A 12,626-nucleotide genomic window follows, 5' to 3' on the forward strand; every position below is an offset into this window, starting at 1 on the left:
CAAGGTTGCTGACTCTAGAAAAGCGTCTGGCGGTAGAGTTATTGCGGCTTTGCCGCGCTGTTGACCATTAGATAGGCGATGAGATCGGCGCGGTCCTTGGGGTTCTTCATGCCGATGAAGCTCATCTTGGTCGCGGGCATCATGACCCGCGGATTGGTCAGCCAGCTGTCGAGACGGGCGGCGTCCCAGGTGAAGCCCGCGGTCTTCATCGGCTCGGAGTAGTTGTAGTTGGCGACGGAGCCGACCTTGCGGCCGACGACGTCGTGCAGGTGCGGGCCGGTCAGGTTGGGGCCGCCGGAGGTGATGGTGTGGCAGGAGGCGCAGAGCGCGAAACTGGCCGCGCCGTTCGTCAGGTCGGCGGTGTTGTAGGGCGCCGGCAGCGACGCCTGGATCTTCTTCAGCTCTTCCGGCGAAGGCGCGGTCGCGACGGCCTCGGTCGTCTGGGCGCCCTGGTCCTGGTTCGAGGACTTGCCGCAAGCCGCGAGGGTCGCGGCGAGACCGAGGGCGATGGACGTAGCGACCAGGCGACGCATACAGGAGGCTCCTTGGCGAGAATGGCCAAGCTGAAGCCAGGCCCGTGGCGCGCAACTCGCCTGGATCGGGACGCGATGCAAGCGTTCGGAGGGCCTGGGGTCAGCCGCCGCCGAATTCGGCCTGGACGTCGCTCACCAGCCGCTCGATCGCGGGCGCCCAGCCCGCGCGCAGGTCGGCGCGATAGAGGCGCAGGCTGGGGTACCAGGGCGAGTCGGTCCGCCCATGCATCCAGCGCCAGTCGGTGTTGATGGCCGGGATCAGCACGAAGGCGCGCTTGCCGAGCGCGCCGGCGAGATGGGCGGCCGAGGTGTCGACGCTCACCACCAGGTCGAGATCCGACATCACCGCGGCGGTGTCGGCGAAGTCGCGCGCGCCTGTGGCGGCCGGGGCGAGGTCGACGATCTGGCCGGGCAGGGCGGCTCGCAGCCCCGCGGCCAGCTGCGGCGACAGCGAGCGGTTGGCGTCGTTCTTGTGCTCGGGATTGCCGGCGGTCACCAGCCCGATCCGCAAGCCCGGCGGCCGGGTCGGCGCCGGGCCGTCGGCGAGCGGTCTGGGCGCCCGCAGATAGGGGGCGGCGGGCAGGGTCTCCAGGCTCATCCCCGGCATGAACATCAGCGCCCCGCTCATCGCCCAGTAGTCGGGGTCCGGGAACTCGGCCTTGCCGGCGGCGGCGGCCACGTGGACGCCGGGCAGGCTGTCGGCGAACAGGCGCGCCAGAGCGGGCAGGCAGAGCAGCGAGACGTGGGCGCCGCGGTCGCGCAGCAGGGCGGCGAAGCGGGCGTGCTGGATTGCGTCGCCCAGGCCCATCTCCGGAAACACCGCCAGCTGCTTGCCGGCGAGGGGCTCGCCGCGCCATTCGGGACAGGGCAGGCCCGCCGGACGCTGCAGGCCCAGCTGGGGCAGGTCGAAGCGCGCCGCATATAGTGGACCCGCCTCGGCGTAGCGGCCCTGGCCCATGAGGGCGACGCCGAGCGCATGGCGCGCGGCCGGATCGCGCGGATTGACGGCCGTCGCATGATGCAGCACCCGCTCGGCCTCGGGCCGTTCGCCCAGGACGTTCAGCACGGCGCCCAGGTGCTGCAAGGCTATGGGATGGTCAGGCCAGGCGGCCACGACCCGCCGGTACATGGCCAGCGCCAGCGCCAGCCGACCCTCCCGGCGCGCGGCGTCAGCCTGCTGGAACAGGTCCTCGACCCAGACGGGCGGCGCGACAGGAATGGCGGCGGACATGGCGGGTCTGGAGATGGGGGTGGTGCCGGATGCAGGACTCGAACCCGCGACCTTCGGTTTACAAAACCGCTGCTCTACCAGCTGAGCTAATCCGGCGTATTGATTTTGCTGGATAATCAGAAAACCAGCCTTGTGTTCTACAGGGCCGGCGGATGTTTTACAAAGCCCCCGCGGACCTATTTCTCTGTAGCCGCTCCCCCGGGCCGACTGCAACGGCTACGAAGGCGCTGCGTCCGGGCAGGGCCGAATCGCCTCGCCATTCCCGGCGTCCTGATCCCTCATTTTTTCTCGGCCGCATTCTGGGCGCCGTCGCTGCGGAATCAGGCTGCGGCCGGCCAGCGGTGGCAAGAGAATGAGGCTGCCGCAGGATGCGCGCTTGCGAGATGACGGTGCGCCTTAGTAAAATGAGGCCATGAGCGACGCGTCAGAGTTGAAACCCGGTGACGCTTCTTGCGCGCCGCAGGTGTCGGTGCTGGTCTGCACGCGCAATCGAGGCGACAAGCTCGACGGAACGCTCCGTTCCCTGAACGAAATCCAGACCAGCATCCCGTGGGAGGCGATCCTCCTAGACAACGGCTCGACCGACCAGACCCGGGAGGTCATCCTGGCCGCCTGCGCCGAGAACCCGCGCTTTCGTTACGCCCATGAAGGCCAGCGCGGCCTGGGCGCGGCGCGCGACACCGGCTGGCGGCTGTCCCGGGGGGAGATCGTCGCCCTCTCCGATGATGATTGCTACCTGGCGCCGGACTATGTGGACCAGATCTGGGCCTTGTTCGCCGAGAACCCGGACATCGGCGTCGCGGGCGGACAGATCCTGCTCTACGACCCCGATGACGCCCCCATCACCCTCGACTTGCGCGAACACCCCGTCCGGATCGAGCCGCGGACGCTGGTCCGTACGGGCTCCTTCCAGGGCGCCAACATCGCCTTCCGCCGTGCGGCCCTGGAGGCGGTCGACGGCTTCGACCGCGCCCTCGGAGCGGGAACCGACTTCCCGGCCGAAGACATCGACGCGGCGGCTGCGGTCATCTGGGCGGGCTATGCGGGGCTCTACGACCCCCGCCCGAAGGTCCACCACCACCATCGGCGCAAGCAGAAAGACATCACGGCCCAGATCCGGTCCTACGACCTGGGCCGCGGCGCCTACTACGCCAAGCGGGTCCTGCAGCCCGAGACGCACGACCTTTACATGCGCGACTGGAAGGAGCGCTTTGGTGGCTTCCTGAAGCCCGAACACCCGAAACGCCTGACCTGGGAGATGAAGAGCGCTGTCCGCTACGTCTTCCGGTACGGCTCCCTCACCGACAGGCTGGTGCACGGGACGATGTTCGCGGCGGTTTTGGCGGTCGCCAGCGGCTGGCGCTATTTCGAAGGCCTCAAGCTGCGGATCTCGCCCGCGGCGTAGCGTCCGCCGGCCTTAAGCCAGGCGTTCCGCAATCGCCGAACCGGGTTCGGCGCATCAAGCCTCAGTTCCGCAACGCAGGCCCGCCGACAGGCAGGGCGTCGATCGCGGCGTCGCCGCCCAGCGCCTCATAGAGGGCGACGAGGTTCTGGGCGCGGGCCAGCCGGGTCTGGGTCAGGCTCTGGCGGGCGCTGTAGAGGGTGCGCTGGGAGACCAGGGCGTCGAGGTAGGGATCGACTCCGGCGCGGTAGCGGGCGTCGGAGAGCTGGTAGCTGGTGGCGGCCGCGGCGGACAGCGCCTGCTGCGCCGCCAGCTGCTGGTCGATGGTGCCGCGACGGGCGAGCGCGTCGGCGACGTTGCGGAAGGCGGACTGGACCGCCAGCTGGTAGTTGGCGACCGCCGCCTCGCGTGAGGCCTTGGCGCCGGCGAGGCCGGCGACGTTGGCCCCGCCCGTGAAGATCGGCAGATTGGCCGCGGACTGGGCCTGCCAGGTGGCGTTGCGGCCGGCGAACAGGCCGCCGAGCTGCGGACTGGCGTAGCCGGCGAGCCCCGTCAGGCTGATCGTCGGGAAGAAGGCGGCGCGGGCGGCGCCGATCTGGGCGTTGGCGGCGCGCAGGGCGTGCTCGGCCTCGGCCACGTCGGGGCGGCGCAGCAGGATGCGGGAATCGAGGCCGGCCGGCGCCTCCCCGAGCTGACCGTCCACGGCCTCGATCGCCTCTGGGAGCAGGTCGTCGGCGACGCGGCCGCCGACCAGCAGCTCGAGCGCGTTGCGGTCCTGGGCGACCTGGGTGGTGAGCTGCGCCTGGTCGGAGCGCGCCTGCTCCATCAGGGTCTGGGCCTGGGCGAGGTCAGTGCGCGCGGCGACGCCGCCTTCCAGCCGGGCCTGGGTCAGGGCCACGGTCCGTGCGGCGCTGGCGACGGTGTCGGCCGAGATGGCGAGCAGGGTGCGATCCGCGGCGAGCGTCAGATAGGCCTGGGCGACCTCGCCGACCAGCGTCAGGCGCGCGGCCCGCGCGCCGGCGGCGGTCGCCAGATACTGCTCCTGGGCCTCGTGGCTGAGGCTGCGCAGCCGACCGAACAGGTCGATTTCGAAGGCGGCGGCGAGGTCGCCCTGGTAACTGCGCTGGACGCCGACCGCGCCGGTGGAGGTCGAACGGGAGCGGCTCTGGCCGGCGGCCGCTCCGGCGTCGAGGCTGGGGAAGAGGTCGGCGCGCTGCACCCGATACTGGGCGCGGGCGACCTCGACGTTGGCCATGGCCACGCGCAGGTTCTGGTTGCCGGCCAGGGCCTGGTCGATCAGGGCCAGCAGATGCGGGTCCTTGAAGAGGTCGCGGTAGCTGAGCGTCGGCGCCGGTTCGGCCGCGGCGGGCGGATAGGCCTCGCCCTTGGGCCAGGCCGCCGGGATGGCCGGGACGGGGCGTACGTAGTGCGGCTCCAGCGTGCAGCCGCACAGCGCCAAACCTGCGACGGCGAGGGCGAGGGCGTGCTTCACGCCGGGACCGCCCCGCCGTCTTGCGCCGGTCCGTCGTGGGCGTCGCGGGCGGGCTCCGGCTCGTGATCGGCGCCGCCATGGAACAGCCTGCGGACCAGGACGAAGAACATCGGCACGAAGAAGATCGCCAGCAGGGTGGCGGTCAGCATGCCGCCGATCACCGCCGTGCCGATGGCCAGTCGGCTCTGGGCGCCGGCGCCTGTGGCGATCGCCAGCGGCAGCACCCCGAACATGAAGGCCAGGCTGGTCATCAGGATCGGGCGCAGCCGCAGCCTGGCGGCTTCCAGCGCCGCCTCGAGGCTGCTCTTGCCCTGTTTCTCGGCCGCCTCGGCGAACTCGACAATGAGGATGGCGTTCTTCGCCGACAGTCCCATGGTGGTCAGCAGCCCGACCTGGAAAAAGACGTCGTTCGACAGGCCGCGCAGCGCCACGGCCAGGGTCGCGCCCAGCAGGCCGAGCGGGATCACCAGCAGCACCGCCAGCGGCACCGTCCAGCTTTCGTAAAGCGCGGCCAGGCAGAGGAAGACCACCAGCAGCGAGACGGCGTAGAGCAGCGGCGCCTGCCCGCCCGACAGCCGCTCCTGGTAGGAGAGGCCGCTCCAATCCACCGATACGCCGGGCAGCTGGGCCGCCAGCTCGGTCATGCGCGTCATGGCTTCGCCGGTGCTCTTGCCAGGCGCTGCGTCGCCCTGGATCTCGTAGGCGGTGACGCCGTTGAAGCGCTGCACGCTGCGCGGGGTCACGGTCCAGGCGGTGGTGGCGAAGCTGGAGAAGGGGGCCATGGTCCCGCTGGTCGTGCGCACGAACCAGGCGTTGAGATCCTCCGGTCGGCTGCGGTAGGGCGCGTCGCCCTGCACATAGACCCGCTTCACCCGGCCCCGGTCGACGAAGTCGTTGACGTAGGAACCGCCCCAGGCGGCGCTGATGGTGTTGTTGATCTGCGCCTGGGTGACCCCGAGCGCCCCGGCCTTGGCGTTGTCGACCGTGATCTGCAGGCTGGGGGTGTCTTCGAGCGAATTCTGCCGCACGGCGGTGACCGTCGGATCCTTCCCGGCGGCGGCCAGCAGCTGGTCGAGCCGTGATTTGAATTCGGCGCGGCTGAGGTCGCCGGTGTTGAGCAGCTCCATGGTGAAGCCGCTGGACTGGCCGAGGCCCCGCACCGGCGGCGGGTTGAGGGCGATGAAGCGGCCGTCGCGCAGCGACGACAGATTCTGGGTGGCCCGCTGGGTGATCGCCTGGGCGGTGTTGGCCTTGCCCTTGCGCTCGTCCCAGGGCTGGAACGCCAGGAAGCCGCGCCCGGTGTTTTGCGCCGTGCCCGCCGGGCCCGTGCCGATCACGGTGAACAGGTGGCGGGTGTTGGCGCGTTCCTGGGTCGTGAAATAGGTCTCGATCGCCTTGGCGGCGGCCAGAGTCCGCTCCCGGGTCGCGCCGGGCGGCAGGGTGTACTGCAGCTGGGCGCCGCCCTGGTCCTCCTGCGGCAGGAAGCTGGTCGGCAGGCGCACGAAGACGACCACCAGCACGGCGCAGAGCGCTGCAAAGACGATCAGCGCCAGCCGGGTGTGCGCGGTGACCGCCGCGACGGCTCGCTGATAGCGGTCGGCGGTGCGGTGGAACCAGGCGTTGAAGCGCTCGCCGAAGCGGCCGAGCATCCGGTCGAGCACATTGCTGTCGTGGCGCTCCTCGCCAGGCGGCTTGAGCAGGGTTGCGGCGAGCGCCGGCGACAACACCAGGGCCACGACCACCGACAGCACCATCGACGAGACCAGGGTGATCGAGAACTGGCGGTAGATCACCCCCACGGAGCCGCCGAAGAAGGCCATCGGCAGGAAGACCGCAGACAGCACCAGGGCGATGGCGATCAGCGCCGTTTGCACCTGGCCCATGGAGATGATGGTCGCCTCCCGGGCCGACATTCCGGGGTTCTCGGCCATCACCCGCTCGACGTTCTCGACCACGACGATGGCGTCGTCGACCAGGAGGCCGATCGACAGCACCAGGCCGAACAAGGTCAGGGTGTTGATGCTGTAGCCGGCGACGGCCAGCACGCCGAAGGTGCCGAGCAGCACGATCGGCACGGCGATCGCCGGGATCAGGGTCGCGCGCCAGCTCTGCAGGAAGATGAACATCACCACGACGACCAGCAGGATCGCCTCGAGCAGGGTCTGCACGACCTCGTGGATCGACAGCCTGATGAAGGGGGTGGACTCGTTCGGGAAGGCGTAGCTGTAGCCGGCGGGGAAGTCCTTCGCGAGCCGCGCGACTTCGGCGTGCAGCAGCTCCGAGGTCTTCAAGGCGTCCGCCCCGGGCGCCAGATTGACCCCGAGGCCCGCGGCCGGGTGGCCGTTCAGCCGGGCGATCGTGCTGTAGCTCTCGCTGCCGAGCTCGACGCGGGCGACCTGGCCGAGCGTCACCTTGGACCCATCGCTCTGGGTTTTGAGAATGATCTGGCGGAACTGCTCGGGCGTCGAAAGCCGCGACTGGGCGGTGACGCTGGCGTTCAGCTGCTGGCCGGTGACCGAGGGCAGGCCGCCGATCTCGCCCGCGGCGACCTGGGTGTTCTGCGCCTCCAGGGCGGTGGTCACGTCGCTGGGCATCAGGCTGAAGCTCGCCAGCTTGTAGGGGTCGAGCCAGATGCGCATGGCGTACTGGGCGCCGAAGGTGTTGAGGTCGCCCACGCCGTCCAGCCGGCCGATCGGCTCCTGCATGTTGGAGACGAGATAGTCTTGGACGTCGGCGCTGGCGGCACGGTCGCTGCCGTCATAGACCGCCACCACCGCCAGGAAGTCGGCGTTCGACTTGGTGACGGTCAGGCCCTGCTGCTGGACCTCCTGCGGCAACCGGGCCAGCGCCTGCTGCACCTTGTTCTGCACCTGCACCTGGGCGATGTCGGGATCGACGCCCTTCTCGAAGGTGACGGTGATGTTGACCTGGCCGGACGAGCTCGATGTCGACTGGAAATAGAGCATCCCGTCGAGGCCGGTGAGCTGTTGCTCGACGACCTGGGTGACGCTGGTCTCCAGCACCTCGGCCGAGGCGCCCGGATAGGTGGCGCGCACGTTGATCGTCGGCGGCGCGATGTCCGGGTACTGGGCGACGGACAGCGAGTTGATGCCGGCTATGCCCGCCAGCATGATGACGATGGCGATGACCCAGGCGAAGACCGGGCGGTCGATGAAGACGCGTGAGATCATCGGGCCGAGGCGCCCTGCGCGGCCTGAGCCTGGTTGGCCGGACGCTGCGTCGGCGAGCCGGCCTGGACCGGACGCACGGCCTGGCCGGGCTTGATGCGGATGAGGCCCTCGGTGATCACCCGCTCGCCCGCGGCCAGGCCGTCGGTGACCAGCCATTTGTCGCCGACGCTGCGCTCGGCCTTGATCTGGCGCAGCGCGGCGCGGTTGTCCTTGCCGACCACCAGCACCGAGGCGTCGCCCCGCGGCGTGCGCGAGACCGCCTGCTGGGGAACCAGGATGGCGTTCTGCACTGTGAGCTGGACCAGCCTGGCGCGGACGAACATGCCCGGCAGCAGCAGGTTTTGCGGATTGGGAAAGCGGGCGCGCAAGGTCACCGTGCCGGTGCTCGGATCGACCAGCGGCTCGGTGAACTCGACCCGGCCGGTTTGCGGATAGACGCTTCCATCCTCCAGCAGCAGCTGGACGGCGGCGCCGGACGGCAGGGCGCCGCCCGAGGCCAGCCGGCTGCGCAAGGCCACGAGGTCGACGCTCGACTGCTGGATGTCCACCAGGATCGGGTCGAGCCGGGAGATGGTCGTCAGCGCGGTGGTCTGGCCGCTGGTGACCAGGGCCCCGGTGGTCACCACCGAGCGCCCGACGAGGCCGCCGATCGGCGCGGGCACGCGGGTGAAGTTCAGGTTGATCTGCGCGGTCTGCAGGGCGGCTCGGGTCTGCTGCACGGTCGCGGCGGCCTGACGGGCGGCGGCGACGGCGTCGGTGTAGTCCTGCTTGCTGACCGCCTCGATGGCGACCAGCGGCTTGTAGCGGGCGGCCTTGGCCTCCGCTGCGGCGCGGTTGGCCTCGGCGTTGGCGAGGTTGGCCTGGGCCTGGGCGACAGAGGCGCGGTAGAGGCTGGGATCGATTTCGTAGAGCGTCTGTCCCTGGCGGACGATCGAGCCCTCGGTGAACCGGCGCGCCTGGATCAGGCCCGAGACCTGCGGGCGGACCTCCGAGGTCTCGTAGGCGGTGGTGCGGCCCGACAGCTCAATTTCCAGCGGCGCGGCCTCGGCCTTGAGCGTCACATAGCCGGCCTCCGGGGCCGGTTGGGCCGCGTTTGCCGGCTTCTTGGCGCACCCGGGCAGCAGCAGCAGCAGAGCAAGTCCAGGCGCGGCCAGGAATTTCGAAGGCATGAGGCCCCAAGTCTCGCGAAAGGAACGCCCGGAGCGGGCCGGGTGCACAAAGCACCATCGCGCATCCGCCACAAGCAGCCTGTTGTTTCGGAAAATAGCCTGCGTCGATTCCAAGATTGCAGGAGAAGAAACCTGCTGCAGGATCGACATATGGGCGAGGGTCTCCGACGCCCGCTCTCATGGCGGGCATAAGGTTCTGATATTTACGCGCCGATTGCGACAAGGTCGTTGCGCTCTACTAGAAGAACACTGGTATTGGTCGGGCGCAGTCCAGGTTGCGGCAATGTGACCCTTCGCGCGGGCTTTCGCGGCGGTGAGCCAAAGAGCGTCGATGTGCATTTCTATTGGGGATGCTCTAATATAGTCCAGGCCGCTTAAGGCGGGAGGAAGCGAAGATTGTATAACAGGGTCATCGTCGCCTACGACGGCTCGCGCGAGGGGCGAACCGCGCTGCGCGAAGGCGCCTTGCTGGTCCGCCAGCTCGGGGCCGAACTTTTCATCCTCGCCGTGGTGCCTGAGAGCCCCGGGATGAGGGTGGCCGAGGGCGCCTACGCCGGCGCCATGGCGCACCAGGACGACACCTATAAGACCCTGCTCGAAGAGGCGGTCCGCGGTCTCGGACGCTTCGGCCTGCACGTGAAGGGCAAGTTGGTGCGCGGCGAGCCTGCCCAGGAGATCGCCGCCTACGCCCGTGAGATCAAAGCCGACCTGGTGGTCGTGGGGCACCGCAAGCAAAACCTGCTGCAGCGCTGGTGGTCGGGTCCGAGCGGCGCCTACCTGACCGACTATCTTCACTGCAGCCTGCTGATCGCCAAGGCGGAGATCAGCTTCGAGGCTTTTTCCGCCGCGATGGGCGAGGAGGAGCCGGAAGTTCCGGCTTAGATCGCGTCCCGCCGCGCCGTTCCCTGGATGGGCGCGCGGCGCGTCCGCAGCAGACAGGCGGCGGCGATCGAGTCGCCGACCGCCCCGATGCGGCCCACCCCATGATTCAGGGAGCCCCCGCCGATGATCGACGGAGCCGTGCGGCTGATGCCGGCAACCTGGACCGCGATCGCGCCCATCCTGATGCTGGTCGCCTCCAACGTCTTCATGACCTTCGCCTGGTACGGCCAGCTGAAGGTGGAGCACCGGCCGCCATGACCCGGGTCGCCGCAGCCGAGCTGGGGCCGCACAACATCCGCGTCAACGCGCTCTGTCCGGGGGCGACCCAGACGCCGCTGGCGGCGTCCCAGCGCGACGACATGAAGGCCCGCGGCCTGGCGACCGCCGACGAACTCATGCTCAGGGTGACGGCGCTCAAGCGCGTCGGCGAGTCGATAGAGATGGCCCGGATGGCGCCGTTCCTCGCCAGCGATGACTCCTCCTACGCGACGGGTCAGCCGTTCATCGTCGATGGCGGCCGGATGCTCTACTCCGGCGTGGAGAAGCGCCCGTAGGGTGGTGAGACTTCGTTCAAAAACATGATCGTCGAAGGGAGAAAACGGTGAGCCAGGACATGGAAGAACTGCTGCGCACGGTCCGATACCTGAAGGACCGGCAGGACATCCTCGACTGCATCCAGCGGGAAAGCCGCGCGCGCGACCGGCAGGATTCAGAACAGATCGCCAGTTGCTGGTGGGAAGACGGTGTCGACGAACATGGGCCGGTCATCAACCGGATGCCCGATTACCCCGAGAGGGCGAACCTGGGGCACCGCGCGAACTTCAACATGACCAGCCACAACATCACCAACCATCTGTGCGAGATCGACGGCGACACGGCCTATTGCGAATCCTACGTCGTCGGCGGTCTGTTCTGGCTCGACGGCAAGACGACGACGATCGCCTTCGGCCGCTATCTCGATCAGCTCGAGAAGCGGAACGGCGAATGGCGAATGCTCACCCGGCGCTGCACAATCGAGATGTCGGCGGACACGGACGGCACGTGGGTGCACTCAAAGAACGTCAAGGGCTTCCTCAAGGCGCTCTGGAGCCGCGAGGACCCATCTTACGAACGCCCCATCGTCGCCAAACGCGAAGGCGTCCGCTGGTAGCCAAGTCTGCTTCGGGCGTCACCGCCTAGGTCAGAACGCCATGGGTGCATGACGGGCGCCACTGCCCCTAAGGGCCGTCCACACACGGACCTTTCGAGCTTCGGTCCGGGGTGGAGCTCGCACATCTCTGCGCGCGCGGCCCCCCTCGTTCTCACGAACCCAAGCTGTGCTAGCCTAAGGTGAAGCTTGGGAGCCTAGACGATGAGCCGCTGCCGGTCATTGTGGAGCGCGGCCGTCATAGCCGCCGTCGCCGCGCTCAGCCTGAGCACCGCCAAGGCGGCGCCAAAGGTCGGCCAGCCCGCCCCGGACTTCACCGTCACCACCTTCGGCGGCCGCACCGTGCGAATGGCCGACCTGAAGGGAAATGTCATCCTGCTGAACTTCTGGGCTACCTGGTGCGCGCCCTGCCGGGTCGAGCTCCCGCTGCTGGAAGGCGCCTTCCAGGCCTACAACAAGTACGGCTTCCAGGTGCTGGCCGTAGCGAGCGAAGACTCCGTTCCAGAGAAGAAGCTCCGGCCGCTGGCCGCGCAGCTCACCATCCCCTTCGTGAAGCGGATCAAGGGTCCCTATCGCGACCTCGGCGGCGTACCGACCAACTACATCATCGATCGCTCCGGCAGGCTCGTCTACGCCAAGGCCGGCGCCCTGGACCTCGACACCCTCAACGAGATCATCGTCCCGCTCCTGAAGGAGCCGGTTCCCGCGCCGCCGCCCGAGGTGGCTTCAGCCGCAGCAGCTCAGACGGCGCAGGCGGGCAGCCGCTAGTGTGCTGGATCTGAAGTTCGCCAGCATCTGGGTCACGCGCCGGAGCGAACGCGGACGGTCAGCGGCTCCGCCCGGCAGGCGCGCGCGTCGAGGGGGGAAGCCGGCGCGGCGGTCTGGTCTCGGTTAGTGAAGCGGTCGACACGCGAGCTCGACGAGCAGGTCCGCCAAGGCCTCAGGTTGGTATGGCTTCTCGAGCAATCGACTCTCCGGGTAGCGCTGGGTCAGATCGGCGGGCCCGAACCCTGTCGAGAACACGATGGGGATATTCCGGCCGACCAGGATGTCGGCGACCGGAAAGACCTTCTCGCCCCCCAGATTCACATCGAGAATCGCCGCGTCGATGTCGAAGGCGGCGTGGATCGCCGTGAGCGCCTCAGTCAGGGTGGCCGCGGCTCCTGCGAGCGTGCAGCCGAATTCGGCGAGCATGTCTTCGAGCGTCGCGGCCACCACGGCCTCGTCCTCCACAAGGAGGATCTGCAGGCCGAAGAGCGCCGTGTAGCTGGCCGCGCCACTGGCGCTCGTCGCCCTAACGTCGATCGGCTGAACCCTCATAGCCTCCCCTGAGCGTCACCAGCAGGACCGAATATACAACCTGTCGTTGGGTAACGCTACTTCGAGGTGTGGAAGCCGGGCCGGTCCGCCCCAGGGCGCGCGAGCGCACCCTGAGCGCGTCCGCGAAGCGGACTTTCGTTGAGGTCGGCTTCGGCGGGCGAGCCGGCGTCGCGTCCCATGTGCGTTCGTGCGGATCGGGAATCGCCGTCGGCGGGTTTCGCGTCTGAGGCCGTCGTGGCTATAAGCGCCGGTCTCCCCT

Annotated in this window: 11 protein-coding genes, 1 tRNA gene and 1 pseudogene; 6 read left to right on the top strand and 7 right to left on the bottom strand. The window is 69.0% G+C overall.

The window, feature by feature from the left end; all coding sequences use genetic code 11:
- Positions 1–38: 38 nt before the first annotated feature.
- The 3 genes from ACSQ2B_RS00470 to ACSQ2B_RS00480 form a co-directional block, all read right to left on the bottom strand.
- On the bottom strand, positions 39–533 hold the full coding sequence (locus ACSQ2B_RS00470; RefSeq protein WP_436046480.1) for a c-type cytochrome: 495 nt from the start codon (positions 531–533) through the stop codon (positions 39–41).
- 100 nt (positions 534–633) lie between these two features.
- A complete protein-coding gene (locus ACSQ2B_RS00475) occupies positions 634–1,764 on the bottom strand; it encodes a tetratricopeptide repeat protein (protein WP_436046481.1) in 1,131 nt (376 codons plus the stop codon).
- A gap of 20 nt (positions 1,765–1,784) precedes the next feature.
- A tRNA-Thr gene (locus ACSQ2B_RS00480) sits at positions 1,785–1,860 on the bottom strand.
- Between the two features lie 316 nt (positions 1,861–2,176).
- Here ACSQ2B_RS00480 and ACSQ2B_RS00485 point away from each other — a divergent pair.
- Positions 2,177–3,169 carry a glycosyltransferase gene (locus tag ACSQ2B_RS00485; protein WP_436046482.1) on the top strand — a complete coding sequence of 331 codons (993 nt, stop codon included), beginning with the start codon at positions 2,177–2,179 and terminating at the stop codon, positions 3,167–3,169.
- Between the two features lie 61 nt (positions 3,170–3,230).
- Here the strand turns inward: ACSQ2B_RS00485 and ACSQ2B_RS00490 are convergent, their stop codons facing one another.
- From ACSQ2B_RS00490 to ACSQ2B_RS00500, 3 genes are read right to left on the bottom strand one after another with little or no spacing between them, the layout of a single operon-like run.
- Entirely contained in the window at positions 3,231–4,658 is a 1,428-nt protein-coding gene (locus tag ACSQ2B_RS00490) for an efflux transporter outer membrane subunit (protein WP_436046483.1), read from the bottom strand.
- The gene (locus tag ACSQ2B_RS00495) at positions 4,655–7,849 is read right to left on the bottom strand and encodes an efflux RND transporter permease subunit (protein ID WP_436046484.1); all 3,195 of its coding nucleotides are present in this window, start codon (positions 7,847–7,849) and stop codon (positions 4,655–4,657) included. The genes ACSQ2B_RS00490 and ACSQ2B_RS00495 overlap by 4 nt, the downstream gene beginning before the upstream one ends.
- Positions 7,846–9,018, bottom strand: coding sequence for an efflux RND transporter periplasmic adaptor subunit (locus ACSQ2B_RS00500; RefSeq protein WP_436046485.1), 1,173 nt, complete (start codon positions 9,016–9,018; stop codon positions 7,846–7,848). The genes ACSQ2B_RS00495 and ACSQ2B_RS00500 overlap by 4 nt, the downstream gene beginning before the upstream one ends.
- A 396-nt stretch (positions 9,019–9,414) precedes the next feature.
- On the opposite strand from ACSQ2B_RS00500, the gene ACSQ2B_RS00505 reads away from it, so the two are divergent.
- The 5 genes and pseudogenes from ACSQ2B_RS00505 to ACSQ2B_RS00525 all read left to right on the top strand — a co-directional run bounded on the left by ACSQ2B_RS00505 (position 9,415) and on the right by ACSQ2B_RS00525 (position 11,815).
- On the top strand, positions 9,415–9,900 hold the full coding sequence (locus tag ACSQ2B_RS00505; protein WP_436046486.1) for a universal stress protein: 486 nt from the start codon (positions 9,415–9,417) through the stop codon (positions 9,898–9,900).
- Positions 9,901–10,047: 147 nt separating this feature from the next.
- Positions 10,048–10,152: pseudogene (locus tag ACSQ2B_RS00510) on the top strand (DMT family protein); the annotation flags it as partial.
- Positions 10,153–10,154: 2 nt separating this feature from the next.
- Positions 10,155–10,454 (top strand): SDR family NAD(P)-dependent oxidoreductase, encoded by a 300-nt coding sequence (locus tag ACSQ2B_RS00515; protein WP_436046487.1) that lies wholly within the window; start codon positions 10,155–10,157, stop codon positions 10,452–10,454.
- A gap of 47 nt (positions 10,455–10,501) precedes the next feature.
- The gene (locus tag ACSQ2B_RS00520) at positions 10,502–11,050 is read left to right on the top strand and encodes a nuclear transport factor 2 family protein (protein WP_436046488.1); all 549 of its coding nucleotides are present in this window, start codon (positions 10,502–10,504) and stop codon (positions 11,048–11,050) included.
- Between the two features lie 201 nt (positions 11,051–11,251).
- Complete coding sequence (locus ACSQ2B_RS00525) at positions 11,252–11,815, top strand: TlpA family protein disulfide reductase (RefSeq protein ID WP_436046489.1); 564 nt, start codon at positions 11,252–11,254, stop codon at positions 11,813–11,815.
- A 123-nt stretch (positions 11,816–11,938) separates the two neighbouring features.
- On the opposite strand, the gene ACSQ2B_RS00530 is transcribed toward ACSQ2B_RS00525, so the two are convergent.
- Positions 11,939–12,367: a response regulator gene (locus ACSQ2B_RS00530; RefSeq protein WP_436046490.1), complete on the bottom strand. Its 429-nt coding sequence runs from the start codon at positions 12,365–12,367 to the stop codon at positions 11,939–11,941.
- Positions 12,368–12,626 lie beyond the last annotated feature (259 nt).

Origin of the sequence: Phenylobacterium sp. LjRoot225, from assembly GCF_964252855.1 — a bacterium.
Lineage (GTDB): Bacteria > Pseudomonadota > Alphaproteobacteria > Caulobacterales > Caulobacteraceae > Phenylobacterium.